The organism is Candidatus Phytoplasma australasiaticum subsp. ipomoeae (assembly GCF_024425275.1).
Taxonomy (GTDB): Bacteria; Bacillota_I; Bacilli_A; order Acholeplasmatales; family Acholeplasmataceae; genus Phytoplasma; species Phytoplasma australasiaticum.
The window spans coordinates 13,711-39,867 of the sequence record NZ_JALQCV010000002.1 but is presented as its reverse complement, the minus strand read 5'-3'; the positions used below and the strand labels follow the sequence as shown (position 1 = coordinate 39,867).

The 26,157-nt window shown below is 26.3% G+C and carries 14 protein-coding genes and 3 pseudogenes; 16 read left to right on the top strand and 1 reads right to left on the bottom strand.

Annotated elements, in window-relative coordinates; all coding sequences use genetic code 11:
• Nucleotides 1-1,186 precede the first annotated feature (1,186 nt).
• The 15 genes and pseudogenes from NQK76_RS00200 (at nucleotide 1,187) to NQK76_RS00130 (ending at nucleotide 22,653) form a co-directional block, all read left to right on the top strand.
• A pseudogene (locus NQK76_RS00200) lies at nucleotides 1,187-2,918 on the top strand (reverse transcriptase domain-containing protein).
• 154 nt (nucleotides 2,919-3,072) lie between these two features.
• Nucleotides 3,073-4,389: pseudogene (asnS, locus tag NQK76_RS00195) on the top strand (asparagine--tRNA ligase); the annotation flags it as partial.
• Nucleotides 4,390-4,448: 59 nt separating this feature from the next.
• Nucleotides 4,449-5,546, top strand: coding sequence for an ABC transporter ATP-binding protein (locus NQK76_RS00190; protein ID WP_255872576.1), 1,098 nt, complete (start codon nucleotides 4,449-4,451; stop codon nucleotides 5,544-5,546).
• A complete protein-coding gene (locus NQK76_RS00185; protein ID WP_004995102.1) occupies nucleotides 5,547-6,506 on the top strand; it encodes a carbohydrate ABC transporter permease in 960 nt (319 codons plus the stop codon).
• 10 nt (nucleotides 6,507-6,516) lie between these two features.
• Entirely contained in the window at nucleotides 6,517-7,434 is a 918-nt protein-coding gene (locus NQK76_RS00180; protein ID WP_004995101.1) for a carbohydrate ABC transporter permease, read from the top strand.
• Nucleotides 7,418-9,154, top strand: coding sequence for an extracellular solute-binding protein (locus NQK76_RS00175; protein WP_255872575.1), 1,737 nt, complete (start codon nucleotides 7,418-7,420; stop codon nucleotides 9,152-9,154). The genes NQK76_RS00180 and NQK76_RS00175 overlap by 17 nt, the downstream gene beginning before the upstream one ends.
• Nucleotides 9,155-9,198: 44 nt before the next feature.
• The gene (locus NQK76_RS00170) at nucleotides 9,199-10,218 is read left to right on the top strand and encodes a DHH family phosphoesterase (RefSeq protein ID WP_004995098.1); all 1,020 of its coding nucleotides are present in this window, start codon (nucleotides 9,199-9,201) and stop codon (nucleotides 10,216-10,218) included.
• Nucleotides 10,219-10,653: 435 nt separating this feature from the next.
• A pseudogene (locus NQK76_RS00165) lies at nucleotides 10,654-11,070 on the top strand (tRNA uridine-5-carboxymethylaminomethyl(34) synthesis GTPase MnmE); the annotation flags it as partial.
• Nucleotides 11,071-11,843: 773 nt separating this feature from the next.
• Entirely contained in the window at nucleotides 11,844-11,987 is a 144-nt protein-coding gene (locus NQK76_RS00160; protein WP_158637925.1) for a hypothetical protein, read from the top strand.
• Nucleotides 11,988-12,673: 686 nt separating this feature from the next.
• Nucleotides 12,674-13,507, top strand: coding sequence for a GTP-binding protein (locus NQK76_RS00155; protein WP_082396467.1), 834 nt, complete (start codon nucleotides 12,674-12,676; stop codon nucleotides 13,505-13,507).
• A gap of 145 nt (nucleotides 13,508-13,652) precedes the next feature.
• Complete coding sequence (thrS, locus tag NQK76_RS00150) at nucleotides 13,653-15,599, top strand: threonine--tRNA ligase (RefSeq protein WP_004995096.1); 1,947 nt, start codon at nucleotides 13,653-13,655, stop codon at nucleotides 15,597-15,599.
• An 805-nt stretch (nucleotides 15,600-16,404) separates the two neighbouring features.
• Nucleotides 16,405-16,689 carry a GroES family chaperonin gene (locus tag NQK76_RS00145; RefSeq protein WP_004995094.1) on the top strand — a complete coding sequence of 95 codons (285 nt, stop codon included), beginning with the start codon at nucleotides 16,405-16,407 and terminating at the stop codon, nucleotides 16,687-16,689.
• A 540-nt stretch (nucleotides 16,690-17,229) separates the two neighbouring features.
• The gene (gene groL, locus NQK76_RS00140; protein WP_004995093.1) at nucleotides 17,230-18,867 is read left to right on the top strand and encodes a chaperonin GroEL; all 1,638 of its coding nucleotides are present in this window, start codon (nucleotides 17,230-17,232) and stop codon (nucleotides 18,865-18,867) included.
• A gap of 214 nt (nucleotides 18,868-19,081) precedes the next feature.
• A complete protein-coding gene (locus NQK76_RS00135) occupies nucleotides 19,082-20,815 on the top strand; it encodes an ABC transporter ATP-binding protein (RefSeq protein WP_004995090.1) in 1,734 nt (577 codons plus the stop codon).
• Complete coding sequence (locus NQK76_RS00130; RefSeq protein ID WP_213680476.1) at nucleotides 20,812-22,653, top strand: ABC transporter ATP-binding protein; 1,842 nt, start codon at nucleotides 20,812-20,814, stop codon at nucleotides 22,651-22,653. Before NQK76_RS00135 ends, NQK76_RS00130 begins: the two co-directional genes overlap by 4 nt.
• A 311-nt stretch (nucleotides 22,654-22,964) precedes the next feature.
• On the opposite strand, the gene NQK76_RS00125 is transcribed toward NQK76_RS00130, so the two are convergent.
• Entirely contained in the window at nucleotides 22,965-23,177 is a 213-nt protein-coding gene (locus tag NQK76_RS00125) for a hypothetical protein (protein WP_152908761.1), read from the bottom strand.
• Nucleotides 23,178-25,759: 2,582 nt separating this feature from the next.
• On the opposite strand from NQK76_RS00125, the gene NQK76_RS00120 reads away from it, so the two are divergent.
• The coding region (locus tag NQK76_RS00120; protein WP_255872574.1) for a hypothetical protein at nucleotides 25,760-26,157 on the top strand (398 nt) is incomplete at its 3' end.

Sequence of the window (26,157 nt, the reverse complement as noted above, 5' to 3'; positions counted from 1 at the left end):
AACACCATATATATTATTTTAAAATAATTTGTAAGTTGCATGAATTATAAGCTTATTTGCATTTTGTTTTTTAAAATGAAATTTGTAATTAATATTATTATTTTTATAATTGCATTTTTAATTATTAATAATTATTTTTTTAAATATTAAAAAACACAAATCTAATAAATTTTTATATACAAACTGTTATTAGTTGAAAATTAAAAAAATTTAGATCTTTTTATACTTAAAATTAAAAGATAAAAAGATATGATAACGTGATAAAATAAATTAGTAATAATTTGTTTAAACTAATGATAGTTAGGATATTAAGAGTTGGAATACTGAAATTTTTTTTGTCTGTAAATTCTATTTTTAGTGTGAAAATTGCATTTACAAAGATAAATTTGATCACTATTCCTTTATTTTAAATCTATTATGATATGATTAGTTTAAATTTTTAATTAAAATAAAATTTTTATTTTAATATATTATATTAAAGAATTTATCGAAAGAGATATGTTATTTTTTATGCTTAAAAATAAAACTATTAAGAATATTTATGAAAAGTATTCATTTTACTTAAAAAAAAAAATTTCTATTAATGGTTGGAGGGCGCCAAAGAGGCCTAAATTTCGAGCTATTTAACCAATAGCCAGGGCAGTTAAACCCTGAAAGGATATGGTCGGTCGGACAAACGAAAGAATGTCGGATTAGAGCAGACCATAAAAGCGGGTTGAGACGAAAGCAAATTAGTCGAGACGATTCCGCCACCGAATAATTCTATGGAGAAGCCTGCAATGGCCTAAGAAGGAAAATTGATGTAATATTAAGACCTGTTCCGGAAGTTGCTTAAACGGACAGTCCAGAGGCTATCAATATATATCCAACGTATGGGATAGTTTAACAAATAAAGAAACCTGGAATCAGCCTCTACAAAGAGGATACTTCCCCTAAAGAATTAAGGTAGAAATTTAGTGTAACTTGGAGAATCCTAAAACTAAGTAATTAAGTTTACTAATCCAGGGATGAAAGTCTGGATGGTTAAGGATAAAGAATCTTCTTAGTAGTCGTAATAGTAAACCTAAATTTGGAATAGTTTAGTGAATCGTCTTACCAAGAAGAGAGCTAATTACTCTCATAGGGCGAAAGAAGAAAGTAATTTACTACTTATTCAATGGTATCGAGAGAAAGGAGTTGATATATTATGTCAACAACTGTTTCATCAGAAACTAAACTTTTGCGAACATTGGATAAAATTCAATATTGTTCATCAAACGGCTACTCTTTAAAAAGGGAACTTCAGCAAGGAATGAATAACTTTTATAACACATTAATGGCGTTCAACAAAATTGCCACCAACAAAGGGGCGGGCACACCCGGAATCGACAACAAAACCATCGATGGAATCAATCTAGGAAGATTAGAAAGATACCATCTGGAATACGTCAATAACGGTTACCACCTAAAACCAGTTAAAAGAATCTTCATTCCTAAAGATGATAAAAAAACCCGACCCTTAGGCATACCTACCATCAAGGATAGATTGATGCAAAAATGCCTGGAACAACTCTTAACTCCTTATTTTGAGAATATCTTTTCAGAATGGAGTTTTGGATTCAGAACCAAAAAATCATGTCATGATGCTATCAAACGTGTCAAACAAAGATTTAAAGGGATAGATTATTTTGTCAAAATTGACTTAAAAGGCTACTTTGATACCATTAATCATGAGATTCTGATGAGAACCTTAAACCAGTTCATTAAAAAGAATAAAACGCTCGTAACCATTAACAAATGGCTGAAAGCCGGATTCATGAAGGATGGCATCAAGTACGAATCTTTATCGGGATCTCCTCAAGGAGGAATAATTTCTCCTCTGTTGGCAAATGTATACTTACATTACATCGACTTTAAAATGGAGGAACTGATTAAAGTAGGAAAACCAATTAAGAAGAGTAACCTAAAATATTGGAAGGCATGGAAAACACGCCAACATCATAAACTGGGGATTGATAGATACATCAACCTAAATCCAAAACCAAGAGTTGAATACATCCGCTATGCTGATGATTTTATCATCGGCATTAAGGGTGAGTATAACCAGGCAGAGAAAATCAAAGACCAAGTAACGCAATGGCTAAAACAGGACCTTAACCTCACTGTTAGTAAGGATAAATCCAAAATTGTTAAAGCCAGTAAAGGGACGAGGTTTCTATCCTACATGATAAAAGTTAACCCTACCAATAAAACCCGGGAAAGGAAAACTATCAAGAATTCCTTGAACGGTCAAGTTCAAATCCAAATCCCCAAGGCGAAAGCCGAAGAATATGGATATGAATATAATTGGTTAAAAAGGGGAAAGGTGAAACACGACGAAACACTAGCAGAAAGAGACGAATTAGAAATAATCCGGACCTATAAGACAATTGTTAGAGGAATTATCCAATACTTTTGTTGGGCTAACAATCTAAGTGTTTTGACTCACTTAAGTTATCTAGCGGAATATAGCTGTTTGAAAACACTAGCAAGGAAACGGAAAACGTCAATTGCTAGGGTTCGAAAAAAATGTAAAATTGGTTCAACTTGGGGTATTTCCTATTATAATAAAGGAGAAACCCAATATGAACCATGGGATGTTTACTCTTGGGGTAAAATTATAAAATTACGTAACTATAAAGGGAATCCTGATATTTACCATAAATAAAAATATATTCCAAGCGCGTACGCATCTAACTGACCGTTTAAAAGCGGAGCATTGTGAGTACTGCGACAAAACAACCCAACTACAAATTCATCACATTGGTACGGTCCGCAATGCGCACCACCAAAGTATCATGAATAAAAGAACAAAGGTATTGTGTGAAGATTGTCACCGAAAGGTAACCAATCAACAAACACACGATATCAGAAAGAATAAGAACAATAGGAATAAATAGCTAATTAACCGCGAGGAGAAATTAGTTCTCGCAAGAGAGTAAATTATGGAAAGCCGGATGCTGGGAAACTTGCTTGTCCGGTTTGGACGGGGGCTGATTGTAAATAAAACAGCAAAGACAAATCGCTGAATAAAACGCAATTAATCTATCCGTATTAAAAAATTGCCGTTTTCAAAAAAAAATTTTTTTCATTGATATTAATGATGGTACTTTTATTGAAGATTTGCAGATTATTTGCAAAGATAATGATTTTATTTGTTTGAAAAAAATTAAACATGAACTTAATATTGGAGCTTCTGTTTATGTAGAAGGATTTTTAATGCCTTTAGAAGATGTTTCTTCTAAATATTTTGAATTAGTTGCTTCTTGTATTGTTGTTTTGGGCTCTAGTTCTATAAAATATCCTATTCAACCAAAACCGCATTCTAAAGCTTTTTTAAGACAATTGCCTCATTTGCGATTGAGAACAAAACTTTTCGGAGCCGTTTTTAGATTACGAAATACTTTAACCTGTGCTATACATAATTTTTTTCAACACAAAGGTTTTATTAATATACATACCCCTATCATTACTACTAATGATGGCGAAGGAGCTGGTTCTTTGTTTCAAGTAACGAGTTTTAATCTTCAAGATTTATCAAATCAAAAAAATCTTGATTTTAAAAAAGATTTTTTTGGAAAACCTGTTTTTTTAGCTGTAACAGGACAATTAGAAGCTGAAGCCTTTGCAACAGCTTTAAATAAAGTTTATACTTTTTCTCCTACTTTTAGAGCAGAAAAATCTAATACTTCTCGTCATATTTCCGAATTTTGGATGATTGAAGCAGAAATGGCATTTTGTGATTTATCATATAATATTGTTTTAGTTCAACAAATGTTGCAATATGTTATTAAATTTTGTTTACAAAAAAATAAATTTGATTTAGATTTTTTTGAAAAAAATATTGAACCCGGTTTAATTAGTCGATTGAATTATGTTGTTAATCTTAAAGAGTTCCCTCAAATTACTTATAAAGAAGCTATGAATATCCTTAATAAAAGTTCATATGATTTTGAACAAAAACCTATTTATGGTGAAGATTTATCTACAGAACATGAAAAATATTTGACAGAAGTTATTTTTAAAAAACCTATTTTTGTAACTAACTGGCCTAAAAATATTAAAGCTTTTTATATGCGTAATAATTCTGATAATGAAACGGTTGCGGCTATGGATTTATTAGTTCCGAAAGTAGGAGAATTAGTAGGCGGTTCTCAAAGAGAGGAAAGATTTGAAGTTTTACAAGATAAAATGAAAGAAATGCAAATAAATAAAATAGATTTAGACTGGTATTTAGATTTGCGTCGTTTTGGTAGTTGCATTCATTCTGGATTTGGCTTAGGGTTTGAACGAATGCTACTTTATTTAACGGGTTTAGATAATATAAGGGATGTTATTGCCTTTCCTAGAAGTTATTATAATATTTCTTAATATTTCTTTTTTACAAAAAAGTCTAAAAAAAACAAAATAAAAGAGGTTATATAAAAAATATGTTTATTAAAATGTCAAATGTTTCTAAAGTTTTTGTTAATAAACATAATCGTAAAAAAACTTTCGCAGTTAAAAATATTAATTTAGAAATAAAAAAAGGAGAATTAGTAAGTATTTTAGGACCTTCAGGTTGTGGTAAATCGACTATTCTTTATATCATAGCAGGTTTAATTTCAGTTACTGAAGGTAATATTTTTTTTGATAATATTGATGTTACAAAAGTTCCTCCAGAAAAAAGAGGTGTCGGTTTGGTATTTCAAAATTATTCTTTGTATCCTCATATGACTGCACGTCAAAATATTACATTCCCTTTACAAAACTTAAAAGTATCTTCTGAGAAAATTCAAGAAGAATTAGATAAAATTTCTGCTTTAACATCTACTAGTGACTATTTAGATAAAATGCCTTTTGAATTATCCGGGGGTCAACAACAACGTGTAGCTATAGCTAGGGCTTTAATTAAGTATTCTGGTATTTTATTGTTAGACGAAGCTTTATCTAATTTAGATACTCATTTGCGTATTAGAATGAGAGATGAAATACGAAAAATACAGATTAAAACTAATGTAACAGCTGTTTTAGTAACTCATGATCAAGAAGAGGCCATGTATATGAGTGATAAAATTTATGTTATGAATAAAGGTACTATTCAACAAGTAGGTACCCCGTATGAAATTTATAATAATCCTGTTAATTTGTTTGTAGCTTCTTTTTTAGGTGTTCCTCTTATTTCTGTTTTTCATGGCATATTGAATCGTGGTAATTTAAAAATAGGTGAAAATGTGATCTTACAAGATCAACGTTTTCAATCATTTGATAATAAAGAAGTTTATGTGGCTATTAGGCCTGAGGGTTATGAATTAAAAAAAGATGGAATTTTTGAAATCGAAGGTATAGCTTTGGAAAATTTAGGTCGTGAATTAGTTTTATTGGCTAAAAAAAATGAATCCATTCATAAAACGTTTCAAATTATTATACCTACTTATCAACAAACACAATTAAAAGCTGATCAAATTAATAAACAAAAAATTCGTTTTGATATTAAACAAAATAAATTATTTGTTTTTGATAAAATTAATGAAAATAGGATTTTTTAAATGTTAGAGATTATGGGATATAAAAATCGTAGACATTGGTATTATTTAGCTCCTATGTTGATTTTTTTAACTGTTTTTACTTTTTATCCTTTGGTTAAAAATATTATTATTTCTTTTAATGCTAAATATGATAAATTTAATGATTCTTTTAGTATGAAAATTTCTGATTTTTTTAGTTTTAGTAATTATATTGCCATTTTTAAAGATATAGATTTTATTTTTGCATTACGAAATACTTTGATTTTGGTTATTATTTGTGTTCCGATATCTATTTTTTTATCTTTAATTATTGCTTTAGCTTTAAATAGTGTTCGTAATTATGTAGTTCAACATTTTTTTAAAACATTTTTTTTATTACCATTATTATCTAATACCATTATTATGAGTATGATTTTTGGTTCTTTTTTTTATTATAATACTACTAATTTGATTTCTTATAGACCAGAAGGATTATTTAATTCTTTTTTAGGTTTTTTTGGTATTCGTCCGCAACCTTGGATTAACATCGCTGCTCCTTATTCGCATAAAATTTTTGTTTTAGTTTTTTATAATATATGGGCTAGATTACCTTTTAAAATATTTGTTTTTATTTTATCTTTGCAGGATATTGATAAATCTTATTATGATGCTGCCAAAATCGATGGAGCTTCTAAATTTCGTATTTTAACTAAAATAGTTTTACCATTGCTTGCTCCGATTATTTTTTATCAATTAATCATTGAAACTTTAATGGTTATCAAAGAGTATGAATCTGTTATAGGTGTTTTCGGGCGAAACGCTAATTATCGAGTACAAACTTTGGTAGGTTATATTTATAATCAATTATCTAGTTCTCATTATAATTCTTATTCTAAAGGAGCAGCAGCTGCTACGATATTATTATTAATTTCTGTTGTTTTTACTACTATGAGTTTTTACATTTCTAAAAAAGAAAATAAATTGATGAAAGTGGATTTGTAATAATTATTGTATGGATATTAGTAAGATTTATCGTTATATAAGTATAAATGTTTGTAATATTAAACATAAGTTAAGTAAAATTAGTTACTTTATTATTATTAAGTATTTATTTTTGATATTTATTTTGTTATTTTTAACATTTCCTTTTTATGTTATGGTTATCACTTCTTTGAAAAGTAATGAAGATATTATACAAAATAATTTATTGAGTTGGCCTAAACAAGGTTTACAATTTATTAATTATAAAAACGTTTTCGCTATTAAAGATTTTAAATTTTTGAAATATTTTGTTAATACTTGTATTATGGTATCTTTATCGACTTTGGCAGGTACTATTTGTTGTGTTTTAGCAGCTTTTGCTTTAAGTTTTTTTGTTTTCCCTTTGAAGAGAATTATTTTAATGTTATTATTTTTAGCTATGTCAATTACTAGCGAAACTTTAGTTTTGACAAATTTTCGTACTGTTTCTAATTGGGGTTTAGTGGATAATGGTAATGGTTCTATTGTTCCTGGTGGTGTTTATTTAGCAATGACTTTTCCTTATTTAATCAATGTAGTGCATTTATTTTTGTTAATTCAAACTTTTAAACGCGTACCTAAAGAACTTTATTATACATCTAAAGTTGATGGTATTACGAATTTTCAATATTTATGTAAAATTTTATTACCTATTACGAAACCTACTGTTATTGTAATTTCTGTTTTCAGGACTATAGCTGCTTGGAATGCTTATGCTTGGCCAGAATTGGTCGGCGCTAAATTATTAACGAATATGATAAGAAAAATTTTCGATTCAGAAGCTTTTATGGATACTCTTAATCTTCAAATGGCAATTTTTGTTTTGATTAATTTACCTTTATTATTTTTATTTATTGTATTTAAAAAATATATTATATCTGGAGATAGTCGACGTGGTATTAAAGGTTAATTTGAAATCGAAAATTTTAAATATCGGTAATGTGAGCAAAATATTTATTTATTTTGGCACTATTATTGTTTTCATTATAATTTCTAATTCCTTAAGAACTTCTCAAGATAACGAATTTTTTATTAAAAAATATGATAATTTAAAGAATTTGGTTAGTAAAAAATTTCAAAATCATAATTCTCAAATTAATTATTTTAAACATCTTAAAAAACCTGTAGAAATTATTTTTTGGCATACTTTATATCCTAGAGAATTAGAAATTGTTAAAGAGACTATTCGAGAATTTGAAAAACATAATCCTAATATTAAGGTTAAAGATGTTAATAAGGTTAATTGGGAACAAATTTGTAAAAGCGTGGCTAATTCTTTACCTGTTAACAAACAACCTAATATTGCATTTTCTTATGATGATCATATTGAATTTTATTCTAAATCATTTAAAGTGGTACCTTTAGATATTTTCATGGATTATGATGAGGATTTTGGCAAAACCTCAGAATCTAATAATAAATATAATTTTTTTCCAGGTTATGCTAAAAAATTAAAATTACCTAACGTATATGATGGGCAAGATCATCATTATAGTTTACCATTTGTTAAATCGACAGAAGTTATGTTTTATGATAGCGATTTGTTTAAACAATATCGTGATGATTTAAATAAAGTTTTTTATGAAAAACATAAATCCGATTTTAAAGATTCTTGTCAAGAAATTATTGATTCTAATGGTAGATTCGATTTTAAAGCTTTAATTAATAATAAAGATTATTTAATTTGGCCTTATTTAGAAACTTTGTGTGCTAAAATTGTATCGCTTAAACAAGATCCTACTTTTATTCCTATTACATCTGAAAGTCTAGCTAATTTAATTATTATTAGCAATGAACAAAAAGGCATATCTTATCCTAAGGATGAACATTCAATTAAGAGTTTTTTGTTAGATGAAAATGTAAAAAAAAATATGCAATATTTCAAGGAAAATTTTTATAATAAAGGTTTTTTAACTAGTTCCAAATTAATTGGTATTAGTAATAAAGAAATGTTTATGCAACGTAAAACTGGTATGTTTATTACTTCTACTAGACGTTCTGATTTATTACATAATCAAATGTCAGATTTTAATATAGAGATGACTCCTTTTCCTTGTATGAGTTATACGGATGATTATAAAAATATTATTCAAGGTCCTAATGTTAATTTATTTTATTCAGAAGATAATGATAAAATGTTAGCTTCTTGGTTATTTTTAAAATATTTAATGTCTAAGGATGTTTATGTGGATATGTTATTAGGCAAAGGAGGTTTTATTATTACTCGAGAAGATGTTTTGAACACCTTAAACGCATTAAAATTAGATTCTGATCCTTCAAAGAATTTTGTTGATGACCAAATCCAAAAATTAGAAAAGATATTATTAAGTATACCTTCGCATAGTGATCTTAATAATGAATTAAATGCAAAAATAATTCAAGATAAAAAAAATGGAAGACGCGATTTGTATAAATATAAATCTGTTAAATTTGCTCAAGAGCATACTTATGATAATAATAAAAAAAATACTTATTTTACTACACCTATTTTTTCTAATGTAGTATTTTTTCGTTCGATATTAAATGATTTATTTACAGAAATTTTAGCCCTTGATAATCGAACTATCAATTTAAAGGAAAAAATAAATTTTTTATTTATGGAAGCTTATAAAAGGATTGTCCATGATTAATATAAAAAGGTTTTATTAAATAATTTAGGAGAATATAATAAAAAATGAATCAAAAGGTAGTAGAAATGAATACCAATATGATATCTATTAATCATTTAATTCTTCATAATATAAATGAATTTGATATCATTACTATATTTGGGCATAAAAATCCAGATGGAGATTGTTATGGTTCTCAATTAGGATTGAAAGATATTATTCAACAAAGTTTTCCTAATAAACAAGTTTATGCTTTAGGCGAAAATAATCCTATTTTTTCTTTTTTAGGTATAATGGATGAAATTAATGATGATATTATAGCTAAATCTTTAGCTATTGTAGTGGATTGCGGAAATACTAATGTAATTAGTGATTTTAGATATAAAATAGCTAAAAAAATTATACGTATTGATCATCATTTGATAGGAGATGTTTATGGAGACGAAAAAAATTCTTGGATTGAACCTAATTTTTCTTCTTGTTCGGAAATGATTTATACTTTTAAAGAAATTAATAATTTGAAATTGAGTATAAAAGGAGCTTTACCTATTTATATTGGTATGGTCACAGATACGGGTCATTTTCGTTTTGATAGAGTTAATCATAAAACTTTAAAGATAGTATCTGATTTGTTAAGTTATGGTTTTGATGCTTTTCAAATTGATACCAAAATTACTGTTCAACCCATAAATATATTAAGATTTAAAGGTTATGTGTGTAGTAATTTTGTTGCTGAGGATGGTTTAATTTATGTCAAAATTACTAATGAAATTATTGAAAAATTTAAGTTAAGATTTGAAGATATAAATAGTGTAGTTAATATTTTTCACAATATTCAAGATCATCCTGTGTGGTTATTTATAATAGAAAATAAGGTTAATAATTATTGGAAAATAAGTATACGTTCGATAGGTCCTAAAATAAATCATATTGCTAATAAATTCAATGGTGGTGGTCATTTCCGTGCTTGCGGTATGAATGTGTATAATCAACAAGAGATTGATCAAGTAATTCAATTAGCTAAAAATTCTATTAAAGATTATGAACATCAAAGAAACCTAAATATCAAATTATCTAATCAATAACTAGTATGATAATAAACCAAAAAGATAATAACAGTTCCTTAAAGTAAAGAATAAGGAAATTAAAATAGCGTTTAAAAGCGGATTGTGATGAAGCAGTTAGTCAAAAATGATATTCTAAGGATTAACTTGAAAGGTCCTAAGAAGCTAAGAAAATTTAATTTGATAAACGTCTATCTTTTAAACTACTGAAACCGAACAATCCAGAAGCTATTGATATTGATATACAATAAGCCTTATCGGATAGTTTATTAACAAATGAAATATGAAAACTTATTGTTAAAATAAAAAATATCTCCCCTCTAAAGAATTAATGTCGATATTCTTAAAGGTTAGTTATTAAATTAACCAAAAATCCCATATTATAAAAAATAATTGACCATTTGGTTTAAATATTAAAATAAACAAAATAAAAAAATAAATTAAAGTGAGTAAATAATGTTAAAAGAAGAAACTATTGCAGCTATTGCCACACCTTTAGGTATAGGTAGTATTAGTGTAATTCGTGTAAGCGGAAATAAAGCTATTGAGGGTATTAATAGTATTTTTAAAGGTATTAAAAAAACTAATTTATTGGAGGTATCCACTCATACCATTCATCATGGTTTTATTTTAAATCATTTAGGCGAAGTTTTAGATGAAGTGTTAATTTCTATTTTTCGAGCTCCTCAATCGTTTACAGGTGAAGATATTATTGAAATTCAGGCTCACGGAGGAACTTTAATTACTAAACTCCTGTTAGAAAGAGTTTTGTCTTTACCATTTTTTAGATTAGCAGAACCAGGTGAATTTAGTAAAAGAGCTTTCTTAAATAAGAAAATCGATTTATTACAAGCAGAAGCTATTATGGATTTAGGGCGCAAAAGATGCGCATAATTCCGCTATTTAACGCATAGCCTGGAGCGATAATCTCCAGAGGTCACGTAAACACTGTAAGGTGGGCTTGATTAATTGTCTCGAAAGAGTAATTAATAACAGCAAAAGCACGCAAGCGCGATGAGACGAAATATCTAGTCAATAAGTCGGCGCCAGACCAGAAGTTAAGGAGAAGGTGAAAATCCCTAAGCGGTTAAGTAGCGTGGTAATCATTAAACATTCTGGTAAGATATTGACACCAGGATTAGGGAGTATACATAATAAAATTAAATCGTATTATGTAGATTATTAATAAGGTTTTAAATTATTAAAACTTATCTTCCTACACTAATTTCATTAAAATATTGTTATTAATATTTTTTATGAATGCTCCAATTGGCAACAATTGTAAACTGCACCTAACACTTCTCGTAGAATTATGTCGTAACTTTGATCTCCCTAAAAGCACCACCAAAGGGTTAAAACTAACAGCTGTTAGGCTCAAGGGAAAAGCGAAACTTAGAGTAGTCGTCAGTTTAATTCTAGAATTGGAATATTTTAGAAGAACCTGACCACGGCGAAGGGTAATAACCTTTACATGGCGAAAGAGTTTCAATATCTGTAATCAGATATTAGGCGCCGGATGCTGGGAAACTTGCTTGTCCGGTTCTGTGGGGGGCTAATTGCGAATATGAAAGTTAAATTATCAATGCACTTTCTAAACCGAGTTAATCTATCCCGATATTCATGCTCAAAATGTTCAATTCATTAAATTGGCTCATGCAGGTTTACAAAAAAAAATATCTAAAACTATCCAAAGTTTAAATAAACAGATTTTAGATTTAATAGTGAGTATAGAAGTAAATATAGATTATCCAGAATGGGCGCCCAAGAGGCCTAAATATCGTGTGATTTAACCAATCACCAGTGGCGATAACACTGAAAGGTTAAGAATGGTTCTTAAACGAAAGAATAAGGAATTACAGCAGTTCTTAAAAGCGGGGGTGCGATGAAGTAGTTAGTCAAGAAGACTCCGCCACCAAATGATTCTAAGGATAAGCTTTAAAAGGCCTAAGAAAAAAAGAAGATGTAAATAAGTTAACCTGTCTCGCAAACTACTGAAACCGAGCAGTCCAGAACCTATCAATATTATATTCTGGTATTGGATAGTTTATCAACGAAAAAAACCTGGAATCTCACCATTGAAAAATGGTTATTTCACCTAAGGAATCAAGGTTGGATATTTAGAGTAACTGGGAGAATCCTAAAGGCAAAGTTATTAAATTAACTGATAATGAGATAAAAATCATTAGGCCCAAGGATAAAGCGACTTTTTAGTAGTCGAAGGAGCAAAACTTTATCTGGAAAAGATAAAGAAAATCGCCCTTCCGGGACGAAGGTTAATGACCTTCATAGGGCGAAAGAAGTCAGTAATTTATTGCAACTAATGGAATGCAACTAATGAAGTGGTGGACACCAAATTAGTGCTCAAAAGAGGATAAATTATGGCAAGCCGGATGCTTGGAAACTTGCTTGTCCGGTTTAGATGGGGGCTGTTTGTAATAGATATCAAAAATACCAATTTTGATATTGAAACGCAAATATTCTATCCATATATGATGATATACCGACTGTTACTAATAATGTTATTTTACCTCAAACTGAATTTTTAATTAATAAATTAACAAAAATTTTGGATAATTCTAGTAAAACTCGTTTTCTTAAAGAAGGTATTAAAACTTTAATTTTAGGTAAACCTAATGTAGGAAAATCTAGTCTTTTAAATAGTTTTTTAGGAGAAGAAAGAGCTATTGTTTCTGATATTCCAGGAACTACAAGAGATTTTTTGGATGTTTATGTGAATGTTAATGGTGTTAATTTGCGTTTAATTGATACAGCTGGTATTCATCATACTGAAGATTATTTAGAAAATTTAGGAGTTAATATTGCTAAAAAATTTATTAATGAATCTGAATTAATTTTATTATTGTTAGATGTTAATAATATTTTGGAACCTGAAGATATAATTCTATTAAATATGACTAAAAATAAAAATAGAATTATTGTAGGAAGTAAATCAGATTTGCCAATTAAGATGAAATTATCATCTGAATTTAAATCACAAATTGTTTTTGTTTCTAATCATACACAAGAAGGGATTGAAAATTTAAAAAAACAAATTGTAACAAAATTTAATTTGCAAAATATTCAAGAACAAAATTTTGATTATTTGTTTAATCTTCGACAAGTTAATCAACTTAAGCAAGCGGTCTTAGCTTTGGAAAATATTTTATCTGATGTAAAAAGGAATATGCCTATAGATATACATGTGATTCATTTAAAAGAAGCTTATCAATCTTTGGAAAGTATCTTAGGTAGTAATTTACAAGATGATTTAATTAATGAATTATTTTCGAAATTTTGTTTGGGTAAATAATTTTTATTATTTATATATTTTATTTTTTTAAAAATTTTTTTAAGATAAAAAAATATTTTTTCTTTTATTATTTGATTTAACATTAATTTTTTGGAATATTTTTATCAAAATATAATTACATTTTTTAAAGGATTGGATATATGATATGATTGAAATTGAATATCAACAAAATCATCAAAAACAATTATTTCCTAATAATATTACCGTTAATAAGATTATCACTTCTAATAATTTGGAATTTTTAAATAATTTTGAAAATTTACCAATAGCAGCTTATTTTAATAATAAGTTAATTACTTTAGATAAGCCTTTAACTGAAGATGGTTTGTTAAATATTATTACCATATCCGATAGTATCTCTTGGTCTATTTTAAATAATAACAGCGCTTTAATTATGGCTAATGCTATTTTTCGTATTTATCCTAATTCATTATTAGTTAATAAGTCTATAAATCAAGAAGGATTTTATTGTGATATTGATCTAGTTAATAATATAATTTCGGAACGAGATTTTGAAATTATCGAAAAAACTATGATTAATATTATTCGAGAAAATTTACCTATTTCTGAAAAAGAACTATCTATTTCGGATATTAAAGACCTATTTAAATTTAATCATTATAAATTGCATTCCTTGCAATCTATTCAACCTTCGCAAAAGTTATTTTTATATCAACGAGGTAATTTTTTAGATTTTTGTAAAGAAAGTGAATATTTTCCTAATATTAATATTAATCGTTATTTTAAAATTTTAAAAACATCTGGTGTTTATTGGCAAGGAAATTCTAAAAATAAAGTTTTGACTCGTATTTATGGAGTTGCTTTTTTTAGACAACGCGATTTAGCTAATTACTTAAAAACTTTGGAAGAAAGAAAAAAAAGAGATCATAAATTTATAAATAAAGAACAAAATTTTTTTATGTTTTCTTCATCTGTGGGAGCTGGTTTGCCTTTTTGGTTATCAAAAGGAGCAACTATTAGGCGTATTATCGAAAGATACATTGTCGATAAAGAAATATTATATGGCTATCAACATGTTTATACTCCAGTTGTTGCTAATGTTTCTTTATATAAAACATCTGGTCATTTAGAATTATATAAGGAAGATATGTTTCCGATTATGCAATTGCAAGATGGTGAACAATTAATTTTACGACCTATGAATTGCCCTCATCATATGGAAATTTTTCGTCAAAAAATTCATAGTTATAAAGATTTACCTCTAAAAATAGCTGAATTAGGTCTTTTACATCGTTACGAACCTTCTGGAGCTGTTTCAGGTTTAGAAAGAGTTCGAGCTATGTCGTTAAATGATGCTCATATTTTTATTACGCCAGAACAAATTAAACAAGAATTTGTTGAAATCATTAATTTAATCGAAGAAGTTTATAAAGATTTTGGAATTAAAGATTATTATTTTAATTTGAGTACCCATGATCCTTCTAAAAAAGATAAATATTTTGATGATCCAAATATGTGGTTAAATTCTGAAAAAATTTTAAAAGATATTTTAAATGAATTAAAATTGAATTATAAAGAAAAAATTGGTGATGCTGCTTTTTATGGTCCTAAATTGGATGTGCAAGTATTCACGGCTTTAAATCATGAAGTAACTTTATCAACTATTCAATTAGATTTTTTATTGCCTAAAAGATTTAATTTATCTTATATAGATCATAATAATCAAAATAAAACACCTGTAGTGATTCATAGGGCTATTACATCCACTATAGAAAGATTTACTGCTTATTTGATAGAACAAAATAAAGGTTTTTTTCCTTTATGGATTGCACCTGTACAAATTATCATTATCCCTATTAATAATATTTTGCATATCGATTATGTTAAAAAAATTCAAAAAGAAATGATACAACATAATTTAAGAGTTGAGATTAATGATAAAGAATATACTTTTAATTATAAAATTCGTGCTGCTTATTTAGCAAAAATTCCTTTTCAAGTTATTATTGGTGAACGCGAAATACAAAATAATAATTTACATGTTCGCCAATATAATAATCCAGAAAAACGTAATATGTCTATGATAGATTTTGTCAAAATGTTGACAGATTTGATTAAAAATAAAAGTTAATTTTATTTTTTTGTACAAGTTATATTGAAAAAATATTATAAATTGCATTATAATGAATTCGTACTTTATGTGTTTATTTATTATTAATGCTTTAATTTATTTAAAAATTTATTATAATGATTATGTTAAGTTATTGCATACAAAAATACATATAATTTTGTTATTTTATAAATGTCTTTGAATGCATAATTATTAAAAGAAATTTATGTAGATATCAATAAAGTGATTTTATTTATTTTTGTGAAAGTGTAAGATTAAATAGTAAGATCGATTAAATTAAATAATGTGAAAACTTAGCAAGAAGTTATTTGCGAAATTAATAAGTTGATTAAAATAATTAAAATTTTAATAATTTAAAAATTTTAATTTTAGCTATTTTTTTGTATTTAATGAAATTTTATATCTTAGAATTTTTAGTAGTTTATAATTAATTTAATAATTAATGAATAATTATAGGTGCACTTGCCTTTTTAAAGGTAGAAATTTTAAGACATTAAATTGACTATATTATTAAAATAGTTATATTTATAATATTTATAATTTTTAACTTACTTTTTTGAAATAACTAAACTTATGCATATTTAAAAGTCAATTATTTTTTAAAAATTAAAAATTTTAATTCTTTTTCAAGATTTTATTAATAAATAAATGTATGGAAATTGTTATTTAGATTATTTTTGAGTGTAAGTTATTAAAACTATAATAAAGCATGAATTATAAATATTATCGTTAAAACTTGTTAATTTATCCTAATTATATGTAAAAAAATTTAAATTTGATTGCTTAAGAATAAAAGGAGAAATTTATGACAAATTTTTTAATTCAACCCTTAAATGATTATGTTGTTTTGAAGCCAAAATTTCAAGATGAACGTACTTCTTCTGGACTTATTATTAGCACTAACCCTCGTAAAGAAGATTCTTTAGGTATTGTAATTAGTTATGGCCCACAGGTAACTAATTTAAAGGTTAATGACGTAGTGGTTTATAAAAATTATTCTGGAGAAAAATTACAATTACAAGAAGAAGAATATTTAATTGTTAAATCAGAAAATATTATTGCCAAAATGAGTACATCAGAAGAAGCTTAAATATTTTGTGTTATCTAACAAATAAAAACCAATAACCAGCGTTGTGATTAATCAACAAAGACAAATCTAAAATTATTCCTTTCTGCTGAGAAAAAAGTTTTTATTTTATATTGTTAAAGTAAATCTTATTAATAGAACTTTAAGTAGCAAAAACTAATGATCGATAACCTATTTAAAGGCCAAATAAACAAATTTTGGTATTATGTAGAGGAATTGTCATTAGTAAATGAGACGAATCAATCAGTTCACGACATTACCCAATTTAAAAAGATAAGAATAAACAATTAATTAGTGGTAATACCCAGCGAGCCTTGTAAAGAGGATAAATTATGGCAAGATGGATGCTGGGAAACTTTCTTATCTGGTTTAGATGGGGGCTATTTGTAATAGATATTATAAAAAACCCCATCCTAATGTTGAAACGCAAATAATCTATCTATATATAATGTTCATTATTAATAAACTTTTATTTAATTTTTGAATTATATTTAAAAAATGGAACGATTTAATTTGTATAGAAAAAAGGAGTATTAAATGACTATGGCAAAACAAATTATTTATGGTGAAATAGCAAGAAAAAAAATTTTAAAAGGGATAGATTTATTAGCTAATACAGTTAAAATAACTTTAGGACCGAAGGGTCAAAATGTTTTATTAGAGCAAAAATATGGTAGTCCGTTAATTATTAATGATGGCGTTACTATTACAAAGGAAATTAGTTTTAAAGATGCTTATCATAATGCTGGCGCTAAAGCTATATGCGAGATAGCTACTCGAACTAATGATGCTTCTGGAGACGGCACAACTACAGCTGTTTTATTAGGTCAGAGTATGATTCGTAAAGGTTTTGAAGCTCTTGACACAGGCGGTTTTAAAGGTGTTCTTTTGAAACAAGGAATTTTAGAAGCTTCTCGTGTGGTAGCTAAGCAACTTTTAGCTAAATCTCGTTCTGTTAATACCCAAGAAGAGATTGAAAATGTGGCTACTATTTCATCTGGTAGTGCGGAAACAGGAAAAATTGTAGCTGCTGCTATTGAAAAAGTAGGCAAAACAGGAGTTGTTAATGTAGATGAATCTAAGAGTTTTGAAACTGTATTGGATGTTGTTGAAGGTATGCAATTTGATAAAGGTTACGTTTCGCCTTATTTCGTTGTGAATAAAAAAGATTCTTTAATAGAATTAGAACAGGCTGCAATTTTGATTACCGATCATAAGATTAATAGTATATTTGAAATTAATCGTATTTTAGAATATTCATTAAGTAATAGAGTTCCTTTGTTGATTATTGCAGAATCTTTTGATAATGAAATGGTAAGTATTTTAGTTGCTAATAAAAAAGGTAATTATTTAAATGCAGTCGCAGTGGAAGCTCCAAGTTTTGGTGATCATCAAAAAGATTTATTACAAGATATGGCTATTTTAACTCAGGCTACTTTTATTTCTAAAGATTTAAATATGAAATTAAAAGATGTAGATGAAAAATTTTTAGGTAAAGTTAATAAAGTTATTATTAAAAAAGGTAGTACTACTTTGGTAGTTGATAATAAAACTTCTGCTTTAGAATCGCGTATTCAAGAGATTAAGTCTCAAATCACGAATATTAAATCTATGAAGGATTTTAATCAACATGATTTAAATAATTTGACTAATAGATTAGCTAAATTAACTGGTGGTATCGGAATTATTCATGTAGGAGCGACTACTGAAACAGAATTAAAAGAAAAAAAATTGCGTATCGAAGACGCTTTAAATGCAACTAAAGCCGCTATTGAACAAGGTATTGTTCCTGGAGGAGGAAAAGCATTAGTAGAAATTTATAAAACTGCTTTAAGTCAGTTAAATTCTACCAATGAAAGTGTTCGTAAGGGTTATAGTATTGTTTTAGAAAGTTTGTTAGAACCTACTAAACAAATTGCTACTAATGCAGGATTTGATGCTTCTATGATTATTCAAAAACAATTAGAACAAAAAGAAAATTTCGGTTTTAATGCTGAAACGGGTCAATTTGTAGATTTAGTAAAAGATGGTATTATGGATCCTACGGCAGTTACTAGACAAGCTGTTTTAAATGCTGCTTCTATTGCATCTGTAATGGTAACTACTGGAGCCGCTGTAGTTGAAGAAGTATTAGAAAAAAATTATCAAAATATCGATAGTATGAATAATGATTTACTTTAATATTTAAATAAATTAATTTATATTTCTTTAAAAATTAATTCATTACATCAAAAAAACTTATTTGTTTTTTTGTAATATGAATTAATTTTTTTTTATATAAAAATATCAAAAAAATGTTAGAATTTTTATTGATATTTAAACAAATGAATAAAGATTATTAAAAATTTAAAATTTTTTGATTTTTATTCAATTAAGAAGGTATAAAATCAGTTTTATGAAATTAATTTTTAAGTATATTATGCGTTATAAAATGATACTTTTTTTAAATGTTGTGGCAGTTTTGTTTATAGCGAGTGGTGAAATTGGAATTCCTTTGATTATAGGTCGTTATGTCATTGATAATCCTGTTTCTTCGCAAAATTTTTTATTTATTACTTGTGCTTTATTATTATTGGTTTTATGCGCTATTATTGGTAATTTAATTATTAATTTTTGTTCTGCGAAAACAGCATCTTTAGTTTTTAAAGATTTGAATACAGATATTTTTGAAAAAATTCAAACATTTTCAATTATAGAAATGAAAAAACTCGGTGTACCTTTGTTAATGAATTGTAGTATTACTTGTGTCGGTCAAATTGTTAATTTTATGGCTAGCCTTTATAGAGCTTTAATTGTAGCTCCTATTATGTTAATTATTAGTTTGATTTTGATCAATCGTATTTATATGGTGTTTTCATATATTGTTTTGGCTATTATACCGTTTTTAGTTATTATTTTTGTTTGTATTATTTTTAAAAATTATTTTTTATCTACCCAAAAACAAAAAGTTTTAGAACAAATAAATTCAAAATTACGTGAAAATTTAACTGGTATTAAAGTTATTAAAACTTTAAATACAGAAAATTATGAATGTTCTAAATTTAATGCCATAAATTCTCAATATGCTTTTTTAAATATTAATTTATTTAATTCAATTTTTTCAATGGAACCTTTATTTTATTTATTATTAAATATTTCTATTATTTTTACTACTGGATTTGGTGCTTACATTTTAAAATTAGGTATGCCAGCTGATTTTCATTTAGGTGGTCTTTATAATTGTATTAATTTGCAATATCATATACTTTATTCGATTTTAAATTTTTTATTATTATTCACTATGTTTCCTAAAGCTTTAGTATCATTAAGAAAAATAGAACATTTATTAAATACTAAATCTGAAATTAAAAATAATTTACAATATAATTTTGATTTATCTAAGCCTATTGTAAGTTTGGAGTTTAAAAATGTTGATTTTAGATATGATCAAAATGATAAATTGATTTTATCAGATATTAATTTTAAAGTTCATTCTTCAGAATTAATTGCTTTGGTTGGTTCTACGGGTTCTGGAAAAAGTACTTTAATTAATTTGATTCCTAGGTTGATAGATCCTACTAAAGGTTGTTTGTTAATTAATGGAGTAGATATTAAATTATATAATTTGACCTCTTTAAGGGATAAGATTGGTGTAGTTTCTCAAAAAAATATTTTATTTAAAGGTACTATTTTAAGTAATTTAGCTTTTGGAAAATCGAATGCAGATTCTGAAGAAATTTTGGAATTTGCTAAAATAGCTCAATCTTATGATTTCATTAATAAAACTAAAGGAAAATTACAAGAACCAGTTAGCGAATTAGGTTCTAATTTTTCTGGAGGACAAAAACAAAGATTAGCTATTACTAAAGTTTTATTAAAAAAACCGGATATTTATATTTTTGATGACTCTTTTTCTGCTTTAGATTATCAAACTGATTTAACTATTCGTCAAAATTTAAGTTATTTAAGAAAAGATTCTATTATTATTATAGTAGCTCAGAGATTGAGTTCTATTTTGAATGCTGATAAGATTATTGTTTTAGATGATGGTAAAATTATTGATATCGGTAAGCATGAGGAGTTAATGCATAGGTGTCAAATTTATAAAAATATTGCATTTTCGCAAAAAATAAAAGAGGTTCTAAATTGAAAAAAATATTTTATTTTTTAAAACCTTTTCGTAAAGAAATTTTTATTAGCATTTTTTTGATTTTTTTAGTGGCTGCTATAGATGCTTTTATTGTGATTTTTGAAGGTAATGTTATTATTAATTTTATTCAAAATAATTTTAAGAATAATTCGAAAATTATCTATAAAGATAATATTATTCTTGATTTTCTTCGTAAATATTTTCTAAGTTATTTTAAAAATATATCGGAATATATGGGTTATATCTTTCTTTTATTATCTATTAATTTGTTATTATATATTTTGTGTATCATAGCTAGATTTATTTATAATAAATTAATTATTGTAATTATTCATAAATCTGTTAAAAATATTAGACAACGTGTTTATCAAAAGATGTTAAGATTACCTATATCATATTTTGAAAATAACACTATAGGTAATATTATGAGTATTGCTATTAATGATTTGGAAACAGTTTCTAATGGTTTACAACAATCTTGTGTAGCTTTTGTTCTTTCTTGTTTTAGTATTTTGATGATTATTTTTATTATGTTTTGGGCAAATGTAAGATTCGCTTTATTAATTTGTTTAATGATACCGAGTTCTTTATTTGTGATTTGGTTAATTAATAAAAAAGCTCGTTCAGTTTTTATTCAAAGATTTGAAAAAACAGGAGAATATTTTGGTTTTTTACAAGAAAAATATACCGGACATAAAGAGATTATTTTATATAATCAACAAGCAAATAATATTAATGATTTTCAAAATTTAAACAAACAATTATCTTCTACTATTTTTAAATCTAATTGGATTTCTGGATTAGTTATGCCTATTATTAATAGTTTTACTTATATTGTGATGACTTTTATTGTTATATTAGGTTATTTTTTGTTAAATTATCAAGATACGGAAATACCATATTTATTATTTAAATTGGGATTTGGCACTATTCAATTAGGAATGTTTCAATCATTTATGAAATATATTTGGCGTTTAGGGAATCCATTAAGAGATTTAAGTCAGATGTTTGTCATTTTACAATCTACTTCTTCTGCTGCTAATCGTGTTTTTACTTTTTTATCCGAAAGTGAAGAATTAGATGTAAAAAATGATTTAACTCTTCCTTATGTAGAGGGTTTTGTTAAGTTTTCGCATGTTAATTTTCAATATCATATTGATCAACCTATTCTTAAGGATGTTAGTTTTGAGATTAAAAAAGATCAAATGGTCGCTATTGTTGGCCCTACAGGGTCTGGAAAAACTAGTTTAGTTAATTTATTGGTTCGTTTTTATGATTTAACTTCTGGAAAGATTACAATTGATGGAATAGATATTTCTACTATTAAAAAAAGTGATTTACGTAAAATTATTGGTATAGTTGTTCAAGATTCATGGTTGTTTCGTGGTACTATTATGGATAATATTCGTTATGGTAATTTTAATGCTACAGAAGAACAGGTAGTGCAAGCCGCTAAACAAGTTAATGTTCATGATTTTATCATGACTAAACCAGATGGTTATTATACTATGATTAACGAAGAATTAGATAATATTTCCCAAGGAGAAAAACAATTAATTACTATCGCTAGAACTTTTTTAAATAATCCTTCTATAGTTATTTTAGATGAAGCTACTGCTTCTGTTGATACTCAAATAGAAATTCTTTTTCAACAATCTATGCAAAAATTATTGAAAAATAAAACTTCTTTTGTGATTGCTCATCGTTTATCTACTATTATAAATGCAGATGTTATTTTAGTTTTGCAAAATGGTTTGTTAGTTGAGAAAGGTAGTCATCAAGAATTACTTGCTAAACAAGGTTTTTATTATAATTTATATAATAGTCAATTTAAATAAAAATTAATTTTATTTAATATATAGATATATCAAATTCTAAGATCTTATTTTTTTCAAGTTTATTTTTAAGATTATTTGAGTTATAATATTAGTGGGTAATTTGTTTTTTTGATAATGAAAGATAGAAGACCCAAAATTTAAATTAAAAAAAATATACTTTATCAAAATTAAGAATTTGAAAAAATGAAAATTTAAAAAACTTGAAAATTTACGAAATAAAATTTTAAATAATATAAAAATTTAATTTATTGTAATTATTTTATTTTAATGCAGTAAATGTTGTAAAAAAAATTAAATTAATGAATAAGGGGTTAACTATATTTGAAAAAACCATTAAATTTTAATAAAAAATTTATAGGTTTGTCTCTTTTGATATTTTCTGTTTTAATAGTCCCTTTGATCATGTTTTGTTCCGGTGTTTTTGAAAGTTCATATGAAGTTGGTTCATCAGAAGATATAAACTTAGAAGGCGAATCTATTTTGGATTCTCCAGAATTAACACAATCACAGGATAAGGTGCGCAAGTTCGGGCGTTTAATTTAGGAGATTATGGTCCTCCTAGCATAGGGATAGCATGCTAAGCCGTTGAATTTACCTGAGAATGAAAATTCATTAAGGGAAAATAGCATATTCAAGAAGCATGATTATTTTTAATATAATGTAAACATTTATTAAAATTATATGCAAGGCGAAGTTAAAATAAGCATGAAGTTTTTCTTGAATTAAAGCTACAAATTAAATAAATCAGCAAAATATGTTTATTCTTAAAAAAATATTTTGAATTAATTATTTTTTGTTAATGACATATTTAGCGCGTTAATTGTATTATCTTTATCTTACAATTAAGTTCTATCCGTGAAAAAATATGATTTATTTTTAAAACGTATTTTTTTAACGTTTTTCGTATATTTTTACCAATATAAAAATATAATGAGATGATTTATTTAAAGCCATGCGATCTTTAACACTTACCAATAATTAAATAGCTACCTTGGATAAGTTTCTTATAAAAATGTAATTAAGATTTTTTTACAAATATCTTTTTTTAATAAGGTATTTATTAATTTAGATTTGAGCATTTATGCCCAATCATTTTTATTCATCTTAGATATTTTATAAATGCTTACAGAGTTTTTGGGCGCAAAAGATGCGCATAATTCCGCTATTTAACGCATAGCCTGGAGTGATAATCTCCAGAGGTCACGTAAACACTGTAAGGTGGGCTTGATTAATTGTCTCGAAAGAGTAATTAATAACAGCAAAAGCACGCAAGCGCGATGAGACGAAATATCTAGTCAATAAGTCAGCGCCAGACCAGAAGTTAAGGAGAAGGTGAAAATCCCTAAGCGGTTAGGTAGCGTGGTAATCTGTAAACATTCTGGTAAGGTATTGACACCAGGATTAGGAAAGATATATGATATTTTTTTTGGTATTATATATATTATCAATATGGTTAAAAAACTAACCCTTTTCTACACTAATTTCATTAAAATATTGTTATTAATATTTTTATGAATGCTCCAATTGGCAACAATTGTAAACTGCACCTAACACTTCTCGTAGAATTATGTCGTAACTTTGATCTCCCTAAAAGCACCACCAAAGGGTTAAAACTAACAGCTGTTAGGCTCAAGGGAAAAGCGAAACTTACAGTAGTCGTCAGTTTAATTCTAGAATTGGAATATTTTAGAAGAACCTGACCACGGCGAAGGGTAATAACCTTTACATGGCGAAAGAGTTTCAATATCTTTGACATTCTTAAATAACTTCCTCTAATGATGTAGATTATAAATACTACTAAATATTTTATATTTATTGATCAAAAATAAATTGCAATTTAAAGGAATTTTAATAATTATCTCTCTAATATAGTTTTAAAAAATAAATTCTAAAAAACCAATATAAACGAGAGTTAATCAATATAACATAATAATATTTATGGTTACAGTTGATAATAAAAATTATCGATATATTTAATTAAAAAAAATGATAAATCTATTAAATAATAATTTGTTAATTTGTACTAATTTACCCGAAAGTAATGTAATTATTTTTAATTATAAATGGTCACTAATATTTATTTTGTTAGGTATCTCAATTATTAAAGCTAGAATGATTCAATCAAAAAATGAATTCATTACTAACGCTTGTTTATGAAGAAAAATTCACCGAATGGAATTTTGGTTTCTGATTTTATGAGTCTAGTTATTATTTTTAAAAATAATTAAATAAAAATTTCAAAATATTCATGATATATAAAATCTATATTAATATTATTTTTTGATGTATATTAATTAATAATGATTTATGAAAATATTAAAAAGATTAATAATACTTGAAAAGCTAGAACTCTCAGAATTACTAAAAAACCACCCAACTTATTCGAGAAATCTACAAATAATATTTTAATCATTTATTTATAAATAATTTATTGTTAAATGGGTAAATTAGAAGTTTTATTATTAACAATTGCCATAAAATTCTATATTGTGGATATTATTAATTAATAATCTTTTAATAAATAAAAATTTTTTGATTTATAAAAAAATAAAATATCTGTGAATGTCATAAAATAAATAAGTAATAATTTATTTAAGTTAGCAATAACAAAGATATTAGGCGCCAGATGCTTGGAAACTTGCTTGTCTGGTTCCGTGAGGGGCTAATTTCGAATATGAAAGCGTAAATTTCGCTTTCCAAAAACCGATTTAATCTATCTCGATATAGTACTCGTAGGGGTCATGTCCTACCAAGGCGCAGGTAATTCCTGTTACACAAGGGGAAGAAAAACAGAGGAAAATATACATATAATAATGTATAATTTAACTCGGAAAGCCGTATGCATAGGAATATGCCCGTGCGGTTTGGGTGAGGGTTTAACATAATTTATATAAATATTTATGGAAATGAGTTATGTTATTTCTATTCACATGAACAAGATGAATATAGTGTTAATTTCGATAATTCTTTAGAATATATTTCTGCTTCAACACCATCTAGTTCTGATTCTTTATATAACACAAACATTAATAATCAAAAAACTGATAAAATAGATGATAAAAAATTAGATTCACCTACTACTACTACATTAAATAAAACAATTGATTTGTTAGGTAATATAGCTGGAAATGTCGCTGATAAGGGCCTTCTAAATAAATTAGGTGATTATATTGATAAAAAGATAAATCAATATTATGATGGTCAAAGTCAAAGCGCTAAACCTTTAGAATATGCAACAACATCTGATAATTCAAAATCTTTAGGACAAGGTCAGTTAAAGGTAGGCCATGCAGAAACTGATAATTCAAAATCTTTAGGACAAGGTCAGTTAAAGGTAGGCCATGCAGAAACTGATAATTCAAAATCTTTAGGACAAAGTCAGTTAAAGGTAGGCCATGCAGAAACTGATAATTCAAAATCTTTAGGACAAGGTCAGTTAAAGGTAGGCCATGCAGAAACTGATAATTCAAAATCTTTAGGACAAAGTCAGTTAAAGGTAGGCCA